The sequence below is a fragment of the Psychrobacter sp. T6-5 genome (genome assembly GCF_052258485.2).
Classification (GTDB): domain Bacteria; phylum Pseudomonadota; class Gammaproteobacteria; order Pseudomonadales; family Moraxellaceae; genus Psychrobacter.
Genome location: NZ_JBQQEY020000001.1, coordinates 2,663,762 through 2,682,074 on the forward strand (window position 1 = coordinate 2,663,762; position 18,313 = coordinate 2,682,074).

Annotated in this window: 15 protein-coding genes; 2 read left to right on the top strand and 13 right to left on the bottom strand. The window is 43.9% G+C overall.

The features are described from left to right. Positions 1–21: 21 nt before the first annotated feature. From moaC to surE, 8 genes are all read right to left on the bottom strand, one after another. Positions 22–528 (bottom strand): cyclic pyranopterin monophosphate synthase MoaC, encoded by a 507-nt coding sequence (gene moaC / locus ACTXGK_RS26015; protein WP_443517624.1) that lies wholly within the window; start codon positions 526–528, stop codon positions 22–24. Positions 529–570: 42 nt separating this feature from the next. After that, positions 571–1,272 carry a molybdenum cofactor guanylyltransferase gene (mobA, locus tag ACTXGK_RS26020; RefSeq protein ID WP_443517623.1) on the bottom strand — a complete coding sequence of 234 codons (702 nt, stop codon included), beginning with the start codon at positions 1,270–1,272 and terminating at the stop codon, positions 571–573. Positions 1,273–1,343: 71 nt separating this feature from the next. Further along, positions 1,344–1,874, bottom strand: coding sequence for a molybdenum cofactor biosynthesis protein B (gene moaB, locus ACTXGK_RS26025; RefSeq protein ID WP_443517622.1), 531 nt, complete (start codon positions 1,872–1,874; stop codon positions 1,344–1,346). Between the two features lie 111 nt (positions 1,875–1,985). Next, positions 1,986–3,086 (bottom strand): GTP 3',8-cyclase MoaA, encoded by a 1,101-nt coding sequence (moaA, locus tag ACTXGK_RS26030; protein ID WP_522910125.1) that lies wholly within the window; start codon positions 3,084–3,086, stop codon positions 1,986–1,988. 122 nt (positions 3,087–3,208) lie between these two features. Next, on the bottom strand, positions 3,209–4,504 hold the full coding sequence (locus ACTXGK_RS26035) for a molybdopterin molybdotransferase MoeA (RefSeq protein WP_443517621.1): 1,296 nt from the start codon (positions 4,502–4,504) through the stop codon (positions 3,209–3,211). Between the two features lie 355 nt (positions 4,505–4,859). Continuing rightward, positions 4,860–6,158: a lytic murein transglycosylase gene (locus ACTXGK_RS26040; protein ID WP_443517620.1), complete on the bottom strand. Its 1,299-nt coding sequence runs from the start codon at positions 6,156–6,158 to the stop codon at positions 4,860–4,862. Between the two features lie 68 nt (positions 6,159–6,226). Beyond that, positions 6,227–7,003, bottom strand: a complete 777-nt coding sequence (locus ACTXGK_RS26045; RefSeq protein WP_443517619.1) for a M23 family metallopeptidase — start codon at positions 7,001–7,003, stop codon at positions 6,227–6,229. A gap of 195 nt (positions 7,004–7,198) precedes the next feature. After that, positions 7,199–8,044, bottom strand: a complete 846-nt coding sequence (gene surE, locus ACTXGK_RS26050) for a 5'/3'-nucleotidase SurE (protein WP_443517618.1) — start codon at positions 8,042–8,044, stop codon at positions 7,199–7,201. A gap of 506 nt (positions 8,045–8,550) precedes the next feature. On the opposite strand from surE, the gene ACTXGK_RS26055 reads away from it, so the two are divergent. Further along, the gene (locus ACTXGK_RS26055) at positions 8,551–8,985 is read left to right on the top strand and encodes an MCR_0457 family protein (RefSeq protein ID WP_058025084.1); all 435 of its coding nucleotides are present in this window, start codon (positions 8,551–8,553) and stop codon (positions 8,983–8,985) included. Positions 8,986–9,494: 509 nt separating this feature from the next. After that, on the top strand, positions 9,495–10,661 hold the full coding sequence (locus ACTXGK_RS26060) for a D-alanyl-D-alanine carboxypeptidase family protein (protein WP_443517617.1): 1,167 nt from the start codon (positions 9,495–9,497) through the stop codon (positions 10,659–10,661). A 208-nt stretch (positions 10,662–10,869) separates the two neighbouring features. Here ACTXGK_RS26060 and ACTXGK_RS26065 read toward each other — a convergent pair whose 3' ends face one another. The 5 genes from ACTXGK_RS26065 to hisS form a co-directional block, all read right to left on the bottom strand. Beyond that, the gene (locus ACTXGK_RS26065) at positions 10,870–12,831 is read right to left on the bottom strand and encodes a sensor histidine kinase (RefSeq protein ID WP_443517616.1); all 1,962 of its coding nucleotides are present in this window, start codon (positions 12,829–12,831) and stop codon (positions 10,870–10,872) included. 184 nt (positions 12,832–13,015) lie between these two features. Further along, positions 13,016–14,437: a ribosome biogenesis GTPase Der gene (gene der / locus ACTXGK_RS26070; RefSeq protein ID WP_443517615.1), complete on the bottom strand. Its 1,422-nt coding sequence runs from the start codon at positions 14,435–14,437 to the stop codon at positions 13,016–13,018. 316 nt (positions 14,438–14,753) lie between these two features. Further along, positions 14,754–15,974: an outer membrane protein assembly factor BamB gene (gene bamB / locus ACTXGK_RS26075; protein ID WP_443517614.1), complete on the bottom strand. Its 1,221-nt coding sequence runs from the start codon at positions 15,972–15,974 to the stop codon at positions 14,754–14,756. Positions 15,975–16,115: 141 nt separating this feature from the next. Then, on the bottom strand, positions 16,116–16,910 hold the full coding sequence (locus ACTXGK_RS26080; protein WP_443517613.1) for a YfgM family protein: 795 nt from the start codon (positions 16,908–16,910) through the stop codon (positions 16,116–16,118). Positions 16,911–16,980: 70 nt separating this feature from the next. After that, positions 16,981–18,282: a histidine--tRNA ligase gene (gene hisS / locus ACTXGK_RS26085; RefSeq protein WP_443517612.1), complete on the bottom strand. Its 1,302-nt coding sequence runs from the start codon at positions 18,280–18,282 to the stop codon at positions 16,981–16,983. Positions 18,283–18,313: the final 31 nt, after the last annotated feature.

Genomic DNA, 18,313 nt, shown 5'->3' on the forward strand with positions numbered 1-18,313 from the left:
TATGAACTCATTGTTTTCATACTAAGCATGAGTATAGTCTGACTTACCGCCTGTTTTTTTAATCAGGTGAATATCATCTATAACGATGTCATGCGATAACGCTTTGGTCATATCATAGATAGTCAAGCAGGCAACACTTACGGCAGTTAGCGCTTCCATTTCAACCCCTGTTTTGTGCGTGACTTTGACCACAGCACTGACGATAATACTGCTAAGCGCATCATTATACACAAAGGTGAGGCCAATCTTATCTAGCGGTAGCGGATGACAAAGCGGTATCAGATCATGTGTGCGTTTGGCAGCCATAATACCGGCAATATGTGCCGTTTGCGTAATGCTGCCTTTTTTGGTCATACCATCAGCCGCTTTAATTTGCGCATAAATCTCGCTCGGAAAACAAACCTGTCCCGTTGCATTGGCCTCTCGCGTCGTTGCGATTTTGCCACTGACATCAACCATCGTGATGTCACCTTTACCATCTAAGTGTGATAAAGCAGATTGCTGATTTGTCTGAACGCTGTCACTCATTGATATAGCCTTTTGTTAGTAATCTCTTTATTAGTATTTTTATTATTTTGGTAGCGTGGCACATGCCTGCTTGAAATCTTCAGGCGTATTAAAATTGGTCAAATGCTGCCAGTCCTGAGTAAATGGTACAGCCTTCACCATCGGCTGAATAAATGGTATGACTCGACGCTGACCACTATCAATATAAGCTTTCAAATCAGGTTCAATGTCTAAGTGATAAAGCCCTAATAGTGGATATAAATGACTGTTATCTTTTAAGCAAATGACTCTCTTATCAGTGGGTGGAATAATCGAGTGTTGCAGTTTTTGCCATAAATCAGTGGCAGGTATTAAGCTGTCACAGCTTATCACCAGTAGCCACGATGCGCACTGATTGTTAGTTGTAGCCAGATTATTCGAGCCAGTCAATATTTTCAGGGCTGCTTCGATAGCGATCAATGCACCGCCTGTATGAATTTGCTCATCATTATCAGCGTCAAAATTAGAACCATAGTCAGCAATATGCATAACGGGCGAACTGGGTTTGTTCAAAGTAGCATCTGAATCAACATGAAAGCCTCGCCCATTATCCGCAATCAAAATAGGCACTTGTAACTCGCTCGCATGACGGACATGGTAATCGAGTAGCTGCTCACCTGTCGGCAGAGTGAGCGTCGCTTTTGGTGTACCCATACGTTTGGATGCCCCGCCAGCTAAGATCACTATACCTGCTAAGTTGTCCGAATTATTCGAGCACGTTGTCATGATGCCACTGCCTATCGATTTTGGTTAAATAGCTGTCATGGCTTCATCATTTATTATTAATTATTTATAAATCAGTCATGACTAGGGTTTTGTGCCAAAAAATGCGGCACAAAGTTACATGGACGAGTACGGCTATCAAACTGCTCTTTCAGGATATTTTCCCACCCTGTACGGCATGCGCCAGACGAACCTGGTAGACAAAATATACCAGTACCATTGGCCATACCAGCCACTGCCCGCGACTGCACGGTAGACATGCCTATCTCGTCTTTCGAGATCAAACGGAACATCTCACCAAAACCATCAATTGACTTATCAAACAGCACGCTCACCGCTTCTGGCATACTGTCTCTAATAAAGAACCCTGTACCACCCGTTGTAATGACCGCGTGCACGTTTGGGCTGGCAATCCAGCCACTAATCACGGCGCGAATCTGGTAAATATCATCAGTAATCAGCTGACGGTCTGCCAAATGATGTCCTGCTTCGGTCAAACTATCTACTAAATACTGACCTGATGTGTCTTCTGCCAGCGTGCGGCTATCAGAAACAGTCAAGACCGCGATATTAAGAGGTGTAAATGGTGCAGCAGGCTTACTCATAAAAGATCCTTTATAGATATAATTTTATAATTGTATTAAAAAACGCTGATGTTAGAAAATCTATAGCAAAAACAGCATCGGTCAGCATCATGATTAAGGGCTTAGAATGTCTTAACCACCGATTATCGAGAGATTGTGCATGATGCCACTGTTCGAGTCATGCAGATGATGATGCTCAGGCTTGATTGGCATAAAGCTATGTAAAGTGTTTACCAGTCCTTGGATATCGTCCTGCTGTAAGTATGGACGAATATCATAATTACCTTGGTCAAATAAGCACAGATGCACCTTGCCCTGACTACTGACTCGCAAGCGGTTACAAGTATCACAGAAGTGCGCCGCATAAGGGGCAATCATACCAATACGGCCGACATAATCAGGGTGACTGTACTCGACCGCTGGACCATCGGCGCTACCACGCTCGTGTGGCTGCCAACCATGATCTAACAAATAATCCGTGATGATATCAGACTGGGCATGTTGGGCAAAAAACAAGTCGCTGTTGTCACTGGTCTGCATAAACTCAATAAAACGATAGGTCACTTGCCTGTCTTTGACGTAGTCGATCGCAGCGATCAGGTTTTCAAAGGCAGTCTCTGCCATCAAAACACTATTTATTTTAAGTTTGATATCCGTCGTTTCTAGCAAGGTATCCATATCCGCCAGTATCTGCGGTAAAGTATCAAAACCTGTCATTTTGTGAAAAGTAGCCGCATCAAAACTGTCCATACTGATATTGAGCTGATCGAGTCCAGCCGCTTGCCAGCTCGCTAAGTGTTTGCCTAACTTATAAGCATTACTGGTCATCGCTACTGTTTCAATACCATCAATCTGTTTAATGGTTTCGATGATTTCGACAACATCACGACGAATGGATGGCTCACCGCCCGTAATTCTCACTTTTTTGGTACCTACTTGGGCAAAGCCGCGCACCAATGTCGCAATTTCAGAAACGCTCAACTCATCGTCAGGACGCTTGCCCTGATAGCCTTTTGGCAAACAGTACTCGCAGCGAAAATTACAAAAATCAGTAATAGATAGACGCAGATACGTCAGACGCCGTGCAAACCCGTCAGTTAAAGGCTGATGGACTTGGGTTACCTGATCAATCGGCATCATTAGAGCAGACGGTATATAGCTGTCAGACAGCACAGGTGCTGACGCAGGAAAATACAGTTGCGGTCTGTCTATTTTGATATTGTCTTCATTCATATATTACTGCCATCAGTATTGCTTGTCATAAGCGTTACTTTATTATTCGTGTTTAGCATCCCATTGCTAGATTGCTTTTTAATTTCGTTCCATCGTTTTATAGCAGATCGGCAAACGGTGAATTAGCGATGTAACCAAGGAAACGGTTGTACGGTAACCTCACCACCAGATACTACGTTGCCACTGTCTTTGTCTAACACAATAAAGCAATTGGCGCGGCTCAGCTGTTTTATTCTGTGTGATTGTTGACTTGAAAAACATTCGACTTGGTAATGACCTGACTCATCTTGTGACAATACGCCGCGCTGAAAGTCTTTGCGACCGGGGGACTTTTTGATGTTATTTGTGAGCTTAGCGTTGATCGTTAGGGGCATCGGCTGCTCTGATAAACTCGCACCTGACATCTGCCATAATGCGGGTATCATAAACTGTAGCGCGCCCACCACCGTCGAAAGCGGATTACCCGGTAGTCCAAAATATAATACGGGCTTATCGAGATTTTTATTTAACTCGCCAAATACGAATGGTTTACCCGGTTTCATCGCCACTTTATAGTGGTTGATTTGCCCAAGCGTTTCGATCACGGTCGTCAGAAAATCATAATCGCCGACCGAGACGCCTGCTGTCGATATGAGCACATCACAGTCTTGCATGGCTTCGTTGACCGCAGCTGTCGTCTTATCCAAATCATCAGGAATGATGCCATAGTCACAAATGATGATAGGCAAGTCCGACAGTAGGCTTTTGAGCGTTGGGGTATTTGAATTGTATATTTGGGCTAGATGTTCCAACTTATCGCCAATAGCGACGAGCTCATCGCCTGTCGCGAGCACACCGACGACGAGTGGTTGAAACACGCTCACTTCGCTGATACCTAAATTTGCCAGCAAGCTGATATCGGCAGGATTAATTCGTTTTCCTCTCTTTAGTACAGCTTCGCCAGACTCAATCTCTTCGCCTTGCGCACGGATATTATTATCGGCTTTGGCCGTTTGCGTGAGCGTTATGCTGTAAGGTTGGGATTTATCGATGGTCGTTTTGATATCAGCAAAGTTGGTATTCTCTTGCATGATGACTGTATCACAACAATCAGGCACCACTGCACCAGTAAAAATACGGACGCCCTGCCCTGCTATTGTCTCACCAGTATAGGCATTACCCGCTTGCGACTCTCCGATGATCTCGATCGTAGTGTTTTCTGATAACTCGCTACCTCTAGCAATAGCATAGCCATCCATCGCAGATAGATTTTGTCTGGGTACATCAAAGGGTGAGGCGATATCTTGCGCCAATATGTGATTACGACTGTCTAATAGATCGCAGGTATTGATAGCTCTGTTGTGAAGCGGGAAGTCAGTATTATTATAATTATTGATGCGCAGCTTTATTGCCGCTTGTAATTCTTCCATGGTAATCATAAAGGTGTGCTCTTTTGGTCGTTCTAATTATTTGTGATTGAATCTTTATTATTAAAAGCTGTCTTTAGAGTCTATCATTCACAGTATCGATTTTCTTGTATTAACCTTGTCCTGATAAGTTTTGAAGACTGCTAGATCAAGCCAACTCAAATATTTGATGAGTATCACAATATTTATTCATTCGATAAATTTCAGCAAAATCAGACATAGCCTGAGGCAAAAAAAGCACCTTGGCAAGGTGCTTTTTGTAGAGCAAGGTAACATGCTTAATTGATGATTAATGACTGATTCATAATGGCTAAAAGCGATTATGAATAGCGACCTTCATACGGTGTATAAATACCGTCAGCTTACCTCACCAGCCAGCCAATGAAGAGGCACTATTTTGAGTGATGAATCCATCTGGCGTTTGCCCATTATCTGCTTGCCAGCGCTGAAATGCCATACGAGTATTGGTGCCCACGATACCATCAGCACCTTTGGTGTCGTAACCCATACTCGTCAAACGGCGCTGTAAGTTGGTCACTTGCGTGGTTGACAACGGACGCTCATAGCGAGGCCACGATTTTCGCAGACCACTTTGTCCATCAATCATTTTGCCTAACAAGCTCACCCCTAGCGCATAACTCGACGAGTTATTGTAAACCTTGATAACATCAAAGTTTGGGCTTAGCAGCAATACGGGACCATCTTTACCAGCTGGCAACCATAGCTCCATCTGAGTATTGGCATCTAAATAGACGTCATCTATCGTATCGACACCCATCGCCGCCCATCTGGCTGCAGGTTGCTTACTGCCCATCAGTGAATAATCAAACGAAGCAGGTACAGTCGCCTCATAAAAAGGTGCTAGACCACGCACCCAGCCTGAGTTGCTCAGATAGTTGGCGGTAGAAGCGAGTGCATCGCCTGTGGCCCAAGGATTGCGATGACCATTACCATCGCCATCAACGCCTTGCTTGAGCCAAGTCTCAGGAATAAACTGTGTTTGTCCCATGCCGCCTGCCCAAGAACCATCCAATTGCGACCATGATACATCGCCACGCTGAAGTAGCGTTGCTAAGGATAATAGCTGAGCTTCTGCAAATTCTTGACGACGGCCGTCGTAGGCAAGACTGGCAAGCGAGCTTGGCAAATCACTGTTACCCGTGACCGCGCCATATGACGATTCCATACCCCATATCGCTGCGACAATCTCTGCATCAACACCATACTGCGATTCTAATTGAGACAAGAACGCACGCTGCTCTGCAAACTTGCGCTTACCTACGCTCACACGCCCACTAGAGACAGCAGAGTCCACATATTCCCAAGGCATCTTAGAAAACTCAGGCTGTCCTGAGTCCAATGAGATAACTTGCTGATTCAGATAAGCGGAATCGAGCAATCGGCGAATGACCCCCGCATCATAGCCTGAAGATATTGCACGCATAGAAAAGTCTGACTTCCAATCAGAAAAGCTGCTATAGCTTGGCTTTGGGGCGGGCTGCGGCTTAATAACTGGCGCTGGCGTTGGCTTGACCTGCACGGTTTGGGTTTGAGTAATCTCAACGCCACCTTGACGGACAGGCTTTTTTTGCATGGCTTGCTGACTCGTACACCCGACCATCACTAATGCCGGCATAAGAGTGAGGTATTGTTTTTTTAATCTCATAAAAAGTCTCAAACATAAATAAATAAAATGGACCAAAGCCGCCCAGCCATCAGCGACATGCCTCAACACTAACGCCCAAGTACTGTACGTGGATCAATCGGATTACCATTCAAGCGAACTTGGAACTCCAGCCCTACTTGATTGGTCTGACCACTGCTACCCATCGTCGCGATACGTTGGCCACGCTGTACCGTGTCCCCTTCTTTTACCAGCAATTGGCTATTGTGTGCGTAGGCCGTGATGTAATCATCACTATGGCGAATCATAATCAAGTTGCCATATTCTGGTAGACCGTTGCCTGAGTAAAGCACCGTTCCTGATTGGCTAGCAAGTACTGGATCACCGACATTACCAGCAAACCACATGCCCATATTGCCCGCCGCTGGATCAATATTACGCGTTACTGGATTGCGAGTAGGATAATCATAGCCAGAGGTCGAATTGGCAGTTGCTTCGTATGCTGGCGTTTGAGACTGGGTTACAGGTGGGGTATAAGTTGGTTGTGGCTGTGCTGGTCTGCTATAGCTGTTATTACTCGCCGTCGTCGCTGCACCGCCCTGCCATAGTTTAAGCCATTGCCCACTGTAAATCGTATATTTACTGTCTAGATTATTTAGTGCGCCAATCTGACGATAGTTAAGGCGATAGCGTGCCGCAATTTGGCTGACCGTATCGCCACGCTGTACGCGATGGTAGTTAGGGACGCCTTGTGCGTTGGTAATAATCTTAGGACCTGCTTGGTTTGGTGATTGATAAGTAGGTTTGGTTGCACAGCCGACTACAGACAAGGTAGTAACTGCCATAGTGCCAATCAACGCTGCCTTAGCAAGGTGCGATCCGGTCATGATTCTTTTCATACAAGGTTCCTGTTCTTTGTGTTGCTTATCTATTGTTTTATCATCCAAAAGCATGTGATATCACTCAAAAGCCTCTAGATATTGTTACTACAATTAGCGATCTAGCAGATGATTTATATCACTCGTACAGCAAGCGATATGGTGACCATCACCTATGTCATTGATAATCATATCCTATCGAACTTATAAATCTAGTGCCAAAAGCTTATCCAATGCCGCCGCTGGGGTATGATGTAGACGTACTGGCGACAAACTGATGTATCCTGCCGCCACTGCTTGATCATCCGTCATGCCCGATGTTAATACAACATTTTTTTGATTGGTTGATTCAGCTGAACTGTCTAAGGGTTGCTCATTCTCGTGCTTGCTGTCTTTACATTTTCGTAGAGACAGCCAATACGCATCTCGGCCGCGCGGGTCAATCATATGACGCACTGGCTCTGCGATCTGCTTGTGTCCCAACGAGGTAACCTTTCGCCCTTTGATATCACTGCTGCTATCCACATCAGGAATATTAACGTTTAATACATGATAGGGCAAACTTTTGAGAAACTCTAAAATCGAGGTCTCAGTGAGCAATTTGACAATTTCATTTGCCGCCACTTGATAGTCACTGGCTGATTCTTGTCCGCCATTTTTTACGCCGCCACCTACCAAAGACGTGGCAATAGCAGGTATGCCCAATAGCTGCGCGGTCAATGCCGCGCCAAAGGTACCAGAAAACATCACGTCCTGTCCTAAGTTTGCACCTGAATTGATACCCGTAATAACACAGTCAAAATCCACGTCACGGTATAGCTCATGCAGCGCCAAATGAACACAATCAGCTGGTGAGCCATTGACCGCTATAAAACCCGATGGCAATTGATGCGTATGCAATGGCTTTGATACACTCAATGCACTAGCATAGCCACTCTGCTCCTCGTTTGGTGCGACTACCACGACCTCACCGATGGTTGATAGTGCTTGAGACAGTGCCAATAACCCTGGCGCATACACCCCATCATCATTACTAATTAAAATCTTCATGTCAGCTCAGTATGTTTGTGTCAAACCGTCTTTCTAGTAGAAATTTTTGCTACCGTACCATATCTTTATTCGCATAAAAATAGCAACCACAGGCTAGTATATAAAATAAAAAATTGGCGATTACTCTTGAAAGCCTTGTGATATCAGTACATTAAAACTAAATTATCTTGATAGCACGAGCGATTATACCTGAACAATAGATAATCACGAACCCAGTCTTTGACCAAAAACCGTCTGGCATTTTTGTCTGTTTTTATATTCTTTGCCTCAAACGGAGTCGAAATGAGAGAGATAAGGCAACGCGTTACAATATGCAACACCATACAACAATACAAACTGATGCGTTTATACTGACGTGACTTCATTGGTATATGCTACTGATATGTTGCTGTAAAATGCCTTTGGCTCACAAGATATCTACACATAAATCAATATTTTATGTGACTTTTGTTTTTTTACCCATTAACATATCACCATCAAATAAAGATAAGCGAGTGTAATACTGAATGAAGAATCAATCGATATTATCTATAGCTTCTGTGATAGCAAAGACCGCCTCAAAAATCGGGCTGGCAGGACTGATAACGTCTGTTGCCATGCTGTCTCAAGCGTCTAATGCTGCAAACAATCCTGCGACCACTATACCGTTAGATATGTCTGGCATTAATATCACAAAGCATGAAATTGCTGTGATGCAGGTACTATCAGAGATCTGTCCATCAATGCTGAACGGCAATCAAAAACAACGTTTTTATAAGTCTTATACTGTGCAATTGCACGAGCTAATGCCTTCGTTAGAAGACCCAAAAGCAGCCATCCAATACCTGTCAACGCAGCAAGACTATCGTCAGATACTGCAAGGGATTCGTAGCTGGACAATGGGCTTTTCAAAGCAAGAAAATAAAGCCTTGTGCGAAGATTTGGCGAACGCAGAATATTAGTTGCTAAAAAGCGTGTAAGCGTAGAGAGCCGTCTTGAGCGTTAGAAAAGCCAGTCATAATCAACGACAATAAAAAATGGCTTTGTTCTTTCTGAAGCTCTACTCTCATTATCAAGAACAATACTCTACACTTACCCATTAAGTTTAATGAACATAAAAGCTTGCTGTCATTCCGCTTATAAACCACAAGCGGTACAGCAGGCTTTTTTGTGGTCGTTGAATTTGTAATGATCGAAAGCTATCTATAGGTTAGTAAGAGCAAACACTTGATACCTACTCGCTTTTCTTTTTATTCATGCCTTACTTTTTTGCATTTATCGATTCCCCATCGGTTGGCATTTTGCTAAGATAAGGCGTTAATTTTATGTCTATCGTACGGTTGTTCTTGTTTTGATTAATACATTATTTTAGACATGATGTTTAAGGCATGCTGCTTAAAATAATGTATGAAAATTGACACTGAATACAAGCGATAGATACATTTGGTTCCATGATGCGGTGTAATGATATATGACAGTAAAGCGTATAAAAAATCAGCTAGTACAGCTGGTAGTTGGTGTAAGTATCTCAATGAGTGCAGTGATGGCAAACGCAGCCATACAACCACCTGAGATGGATAATACCGCCTATGTATTGATGGACTATAATACTGGTGAGATCTTGGGTCAAAAAAATGCGAATGAGTCATTACCGCCAGCGTCTCTGACAAAAATGATGACCAGTTATATCATCGAACAGCGCTTAGCATCAGGCGATCTCAAAGAAGACGACCAAGTACTCATGAGCCAAAATGCATGGTGCCGTGGTAGCAGCAGTCAGTCTTGCATGTATGTGCCAGTCAATAAGACCGCTAGTGTCATCGATATGCTACGCGGTATTATCATTCAATCAGGTAATGATGCGTCAAAAGCCATGGCTGAGCATATCGCGGGTAGCGAAGCATCATTTGCGATCTTGATGAATGAGCAAGCGCAAAAGCTTGGTATGGAAAACTCTCATTTCGTCAACTCTACTGGGATGCCTGCTGAAGGTCACCAAGCATCAGCGCTAGATCTAGCCAAACTTGCTCGCGCTATTGTCAAAAACAGCGGTGATTATTACAGCATTTATTCCGAAAAAGAGTTTACCTATAATGGTATCACTCAGGGCAACCGCAATGCCCTACTTGCAACCGATCCTACGGTTGATGGTCTAAAAACCGGTCATACCGATGCGGCAGGTTATTGCTTAGTGGCTTCGAGTAACCGCGACGGTATGCGTCTGATTTCTGTCATCATGGGCACCAAGAGCCAGCAGGCTCGTGCCGATCAATCGCGTGAACTACTCAACTGGGGCTTTGGCCACTTCACCACAGTGACCAAAGCGCCTGCTGGTCAGTTCGTCAGCAAAGTTCCAGTATGGTTCGGAGAAGCTGATGAGGTGGAACTGGCAACGGGTGATAACTTACAAATCCTGACCAGTAAAACGCAGAAGAATAAAATCACGACCGTGGTTGATATTCCTGACAGCCTAGAAGCACCGATTAAGAAAGGTCAAGAAATCGGTAAGATGATGGCCGTTATTGATGGTAAAGCTGTCGCATCTGTCCCTATTATTGCCACTAATGATGTCGCACAGTCAGGATTCTTGAGCCGTACTTGGCAACATATTGTACGCTGGGCGCAGAATCTGTTCTAAGAACTGTTCTATTTTTATAAATAGAGGGCTATAGCAAAGCCTCTCATTATGAGAAAATTACACAATAAAAAAGACGCCTTAAAATTGGGCGTCTTTTTTATTTATTGTAAAAAAATCTTGGCTTGTTCATTTATCAAAACATTACATCTAACAGGCTGTACGATTTCAAAAAGCCAAACCTATTTTTTGAGAATGTTTGGAGAGTGTTTTAGGTCCATACTAACCAACGTTTTAGCAAGTCACTCAAAGTCTTATATTCATAGGTCGTACTATGACAGTAATCGATGCCGGCTGCCTTTAAACCATACTCGAAATTATCGACATAACGCGCTTGATGTTGGGGATACCAGTATATCAATAGAGCACGTTGCACGCTTTCTTCGTTTTCATGTTGGCGAATAAGTTTTGCTAATAGCTCAGCTTTGTCCGCGAGTACGTCCTCAGCGAACATCACCATATCCACTTTCTGCGCTTTTATCTCATTCATGACTTGCTGTGTGTCTTGATGGCAAATAACCGTAGCGCCCAGATACTCTAGCTCATTGAATAAAGTACCGGTCTCTTGATCATAATAATAAATAATCGTTAGACCATTTAGTAGCCGCTGCTGGCGAGATTGCTGTTGATTCGGCATCACTAACGTCAGGGTAAACTGCGTCCCTGACCCCAAGGTACTATCAACTTCGATCGTCGCTCCCATGAGCTGCACCATTTGCTTCACCACAGGCAAGCCCACACCTGAGCCTTCATATTGGCGCGTTTGTGACGAATCCACTTGAAAGAAAGGATTGAAAATATCATCAATATGATTGCTATCAATACCGATGCCCGTATCTTTGACACTGATTTTCCAACGATTGCTTTTATCAAAATGCGTCAGTTGTGACGTGATCACTACCTGCCCAGCAGGAGTAAATTTAATGGCATTACTGACTAATATGGATAATATTTGCTGAATTTTTGCTGAGTCTCCATAAAGGCTATAATCTACATGATGAATGTTACTGGTTAACGCTAAACCTTGTTGATTGGCTATAGGTTCAAACTTTATCAAAAGATCAGATATCAACTGTAACGGATTAAATTCATTGTTATGAATTTTTATCTGTCCTTTTTGTATCTGATTTAATTGAATAATATGATCCAGTGACAGCACCAATTTATCACTGCCGTTGCTGATAATTTCGACAGCGTCTTTTTGCTCTCTAGTTAAGGTTTCATAGTCCAATAACTGTAGCCCACCCACGATAGCATTGAGCGATGTTTTTAGCTCATGGGTAATCATGCTTTGGAAATTATGCAACTGCACATCAAGCGAGACATCTTTGTTATGTAGTTGCTGCTCAAAGGCAGCAAGCGTATCATATCCTTGCTTGGCTTCTTGCAGTCGACCAAACAGGATAGCCAAGGCCTTTTTTATTTGTGTCAGTTCTTGAAAGTTAAAGCGCTGCGGAATAATAGGTAGCTGCTCTAGCTCTGCGTTTTTGATGATAATACCGCAGACACCATTTAACGCTTCGATATCTTTGACCGGCCAATTCAGCTTACGGAAAATATATATACCTGAAATAATAGTCAGTAGTAATGTGGTCAGCCACAACGGAATAATGCTACGAAACCAATGTGAACGCAGTACTTTCACATCCATGGTGATGTTGATATAGCCAATCAGCGTGTTATTCCTATTCGTGTTACCGATCGATTCATCCGTAACTGATGACGCGCTCATACTCTCAGATAGATCTGTCGCTAACTGCTGATTAGATGTGGGTTTATTGGGTCTGACACTCTCAAAATCTTCAGACTTACTAACGACAGGATAGTTAAAACTGACCGTATCGGCAAATAAAGCATTTTTCCAGTCATCTAGTGATTGGCTGATATCGTTGATAGGCTGGGATGTGGAATAAAACACAATACTCTGAATGCTCGGCTCATTTTCTAATAAAACATTCACTTGCTCAGCGACGACGTCAGCGCCGTCTGGCGTCGATGCACTGGTTGTTAGTAACGAGGCTAACTGCTGTATATGCTGATGCTTTTCTTGGTAGTGATGCACCAAACCATAAATAAAAGGCAATACAAAACCTGCCAGCAGAGCCAAAATTACGGCCTGTCCAACAGAGCGCCAAATGAGCATAGAAATGGTTTGAGACGAACGATTGTTCATATCACTCTACTGAGTCAAGAAAAGTTTTACTTATATTACAGGTATTTGAGAGATGTGATAAGCGAAAGATTCAGGTAATTAGCGAGTATACTGAACTGCTAAAAAAAGCACTATATGATTATAGTGCTTTTTTATTTTACCCTGCTGAGTTGCACGATAAAATAAGTCATAGCAGATTATGTAATTAACGAGACTTTTTATCTTTAGTAGTGAATTTCTTTGCACGATTGCGCTCACGCTGACGCAATTGTTGTGTTTTTGCCTTGGTTGGTGTGTCGCTCTTATTGGCGTATGGGTTGTCATTTTGTTTAAAGATGACGTTGAGCGGCGTACCTTCAAGCTTAAATACTTGACGGAACTGGTTCTCTAGATAACGCTGATAGCTCTTAGGAAGCGCGCTGGTTTGATTACCATGGATCACGATAACAGGTGGGTTGTGACCACCGATATGTGCATAACGTAGCTTAATACGGCGGCCAGCAATAGTTGGTGGCGGATTGGCAGTGACAGCGTCTTGCAAGATTTGCGTTAAGCGATTGGTCGAGACTTCAAACATCGAAGACTTATAAGCACGCAAGATAGATGGATATAAATTACCCACACCAGTCCCATGTAGCGCTGATATTAAATGCACTTTTACATATGGGATAAAGTTAAAACGACGATCCATCTCAAGCTTAATATAATCTCTTTGATCTGGCGTCAAACCATCCCATTTGTTGATCGCGACGACTAGAGCACGACCAGCATCAAGCGCATAACCAATCATATGCAAATCTTGGTCAACAATACCTTCGTGCGCATCAATGACAATGACGGTTACATTAGAGTCTTCAATCGCTTGCAAGGTTTTGATAACAGAGAATTTTTCTACTTTTTCATCAATTTTACCGCGGCGACGTACACCAGCCGTATCGATTAATACGTAGTCTCTGCCCTCACGCTGATAAGGAATATAAATACTATCACGCGTCGTACCAGGCATATCGAATACCACCACTCGTTCTTCGCCCAACAGACGGTTAACTAGCGTTGATTTACCAACGTTTGGACGACCAATGATGGCAAGCTTCAACCCTCTTGGCTCTACTATATTCTCTTGCTCAGGCATATCAGCCGTTAGCACTTCAAGCAAGTTGCCTACACCGCGACCATGGCTGGCTGCCATCGGATACGGCTCGCCTAATCCTAGTGCATAGAACTCTGCTGGCGCTGAATCATGGACGCCATCAACTTTATTGGCAACGACATAGACCGGTTTGCCTAGGGTATGCAAAAACTTGCCAATCTCAGCATCAGCACCGATCATACCAGCACGAGCATCAACGACGAACACAATGATATCTGCTTCGTGAATCGCGGTATGCGACTGCTCAGACATATAATCATCGATATTACCGCTGCCGTCATCTGCTTCACCAATACCACCAGTATCCACAACGATGAAAGATTTATCTTCATAAGTCGCATCACCGTATTGACGGTCACGAGTCAATCCCGACAAATCAGCAACCAATGCCTGCCGACTTTTTGTGAACTGATTAAATAAGGTGGATTTACCGACGTTTGGACGACCAATTAAGGCGACCACAGGCTTGATACTCATGGGTTACTCTCAGTGAAAGGCACAATGACGGACAGTACAATTATTCTTATGACCACTGATATAACAATAGTAACGAATAGGGCTGCACTTAACCGCAAATTAAAATGAATGATAAAACAATAGCAAAAATAGTAGCTGGCTATTTTTTAGCTAAAAAATAATTGGGACGACTAAATTATATATAGTATATATGGTTAGCACATCGGTCGCATAGAGTACGCGAAAGCCTGTACTTAAACAAGCGATTTACACAAGGCACTAAACGCTGACTAAGCAGCGTTTGTGTTTTATAGATAAAAACCAGTGTACTGTCTTATCAGCGCGTTAACTGCCAGATAGCAACTTGTCCTGACGTGCTTTGGGTCATAAGACGATTGCCTTGTACTTGCAAGTTCGTCAACGCCCCTTTTGTCTGCACGCGGCTAACGATATTGCCAGTAGCAGGGTCAAATAAATGTACCACGCCGTCAAAATCACCGACTGCAATATAATTGCCAATCATGACAGGATTGGTTAGGTCACGATAAGCCAGTGCCTCACTTTCCCATAATGTCTCGCCACTATTACGATCATAGGCAACCACTTTACCATCTAGGCTAGTAGCAATCACTTGCTGAGGGTTGACTGCAAGTGCTTTTAAACTAGCAAGCTCATTGACGAACATCACTTGACGTGAGGCCAAATCAATACCCAATAGCTGACCACTATAACTAATCGCAAACAGCTGGTTTTTATCCACGATAGGTTTGCCATCGACATCGCTCATGCGCTCAACTTCGCTACTTCCAGACCCAATGCCAACACGTCTTGACCACTTTGGTAAGCCATTATCAACGGTGACTGCATGCAAACGACCATCAGCAGTCGCTAATAATGCCGTTTCATTATCTAGCAAAGTTGGTGCCGCACTACCGCGCACGCTGATCGCTGGTACTTGCGTCGCAAACTGCCACACTGATTCACCAGTCTGTAGTGATAAGCCATGCAAGAAGCCATCGTTCGCTGATAACACCACACGATTATTACTGATAAGCGCTGGGGACAATACCGACCCTGACAACTGCTGCTGCCAGCGTTTTGCGCCAGTCGTAGTATCAAACGCCATTACTTGACCATTGCGAGTACTCACAACCGCTGTCTGACTTAACGCATCCAACGCCACACCGCCTGTGATCTGATCACCGACGTTAATCGACCATAAGCGCTCGCCTGCCTGATTAAACCCTATCAGATCACCACCACGTGATGCCGTAACGATTTGCCCATTGGCGTAACCAACTTGCAAATCTAGAGGGTCTTTCTTACTGGCTTTTTTATTACCCACATCGGTGCTAAATACTGGCTGGAGCACGCTGATCGGTTGCGCAATTTGTACCAATTTTACTGGGTCATTAACCACTGGCTTGATGCCGCGGTTACACCCAATCACTGCAGTGCTCATTACGGCAAGTACTGCCACATGCATGACTGTCTTCTTGATAGTCTGACTACTTAACGTAGTTTTTAACATTTTGCTAGAGCGAATAGATTGAGTCATTATATGTTCTCACTACAAATGAATTATTATTAATTAGTACATTGGCCAACAGCACATTAGTCATTATGACGTCGTATCAAAAAGCATTTAGTCGATTGCTATTATTAAATACTCTCTTAGTGATTTACTGAGCTTAGTGACTTACTGAGCAGCTTCAACGCTCGTACTTTCTAAGTTTTCAACCACCAATGGCTGTTCAGGAGTAGCTGATTCTTGAATAAGACTGGTGGGCCCAGCAATTGGCTCAGGGGTGATACCCAAGCTTTCCATCTTTAAAGCCAATACTGCACGCGTTTCTTGGCGGCTACGTAATAGCTCCCAAGCATTATTGTAAGACTTAATCGCTGATTCTTTGTTGTCTTGTGCCAAGTAGATATCACCCAGCAGTTCTTGTTGACTGGCTTCAAACGAGCTTGGCATATCGTTGTTGGCTTCTGACAAGGCCGCATCTGCATCGCCTGTCGCCAGTAACGTCTTGGCATAACGCAGCTGAGTAATTGCCTTTAGACCAGCATCACCTAAATCAATGGCGAGTGCTTGCTTGAATGTCTCAGCTGCCGCCGTAAAATCATCATTATCGACCTGTTGACGAGCTTTTATCATCAGCGCTTGCCAGGCATAAACTGACTCACCATGCGTACTAACTAAAGTATCAATATCTTTATCTAGCTGTGTGCGGCTCTGTACAAGCGACTCTTGCGCGTCGGCTTCTAGATCTGGATTTTGCGAAGCCAAGCTGACTTCTTCATTCAATCGCTGGATATCGGCATATTGATCAGCGGCGACAGTATCTACTCGCGCATGGTTGTTCTGCCAGTATGTCCAGCCAAAATAAGCAGCCAGTGCCAACAAAATCGCAGTGACAATATAACTACCATATTGCTTTAATGCTTGCATGGAGTTGTCTGCATTCGGCGAATTGGGGGTCAGAGCCATATATATTTACCTGATAAAATGTACATTAAATTGCTGATGCCAAAATCAAAACTGCGGTGTTGCAAGGCGATTATTTACGAGAAAAATTATCTTTACTCGATAGCCAATCTTGTGTGACAGTCTGCTGCTCACCCGTCTGCATGTCTTTGATGCTGATGGTATTATCATCCAGCTCTTGCTGTGCGATGATGACTGTCAATGCTGCGCCTGACTTATCTGCCTTTTTCATTTGCGCTTTTAGACTCGTTGCACTTGCCATCTTCACACGTACATCTGGACGACTATAACGTAGGTTTTGTGCATAGCTGATACCTGCACTATAAACCTCAGGATGCGCCACAACGAAGACATCACAAGCGGGTTTGTCAGCAATCGGTGCCACGGCTTCCATCAGTAGCAACAAGCGCTCTAGCCCCATCGCAAAACCAATTGCCGGTTCAGATTTTACAGGTTTTTTTTCTGACTTATCATCGTTTGTACCTATGGACTTTAATTGTCCAACCAGACCGTCATAACGACCACCGGCACACACCGTCGCTTGACTGCCAAGCTTGTCCGTTACCCACTCAAAAACCGTTTTATTATAATAATCAAGCCCGCGCACCAGATGTGGATTGATCTCAAAATCGATACCAAGCGCAGTCAGATAAGCTTGGACTTGTTCGAAATGCGTCACGCTATCTGTACCCAAGAAGTCAGCAAGCTTTGGTGCGTCTGCTAATACTGCCTGCGTACTCGCTTCTTTACTATCTAAGATACGTAGTGGGTTGGTCGTCAAGCGACGTTTGCTGTCTTCGTCTAACTGATCTTTTTTGTCCGTCAAATAGGCAACCAATGCTTCGCGATAGGCGTGGCGCTCATCAAGCTCACCTAGGCTGTTTAGTTGTAAGTGCATCTCATCTTTTAGGCCCAGTTCTTGCCACATCAGATGCGTCATTGCAATCAGCTCAGCATCAGCGTCTGGTAGCGCACTACCAAAGCTTTCGACACCTAGCTGATGAAACTGACGATAGCGGCCTTTTTGCGGACGCTCATAGCGGAACATTGGACCAACGTACCAAAGCTTCGGCGTGTCCCCACGCAATAAGTTATGCTCGATAACGGCACGTACTGCCCCTGCTGTACCTTCAGGACGCAAGGCCAAAGGCGTCGGTGGCTCAGATTTATCAGTGAAGCTGTACATCTCTTTTTCAACGATATCTGTCGCGCCGCCAATAGCACGGGCAAACAGATCGGTTTGCTCAACGATAGGCAAGCGAATATGCTCATAACCATATCTACCAAGTACATCAGCCAATATCGCTTCTAGATGCAGCCACTTTGCTGATTGGTCAGGCAAAATGTCATTAAACCCTTTAATAGCTTTAATCATGATACGGTCATGTCCTTAAAATTTAACAGTT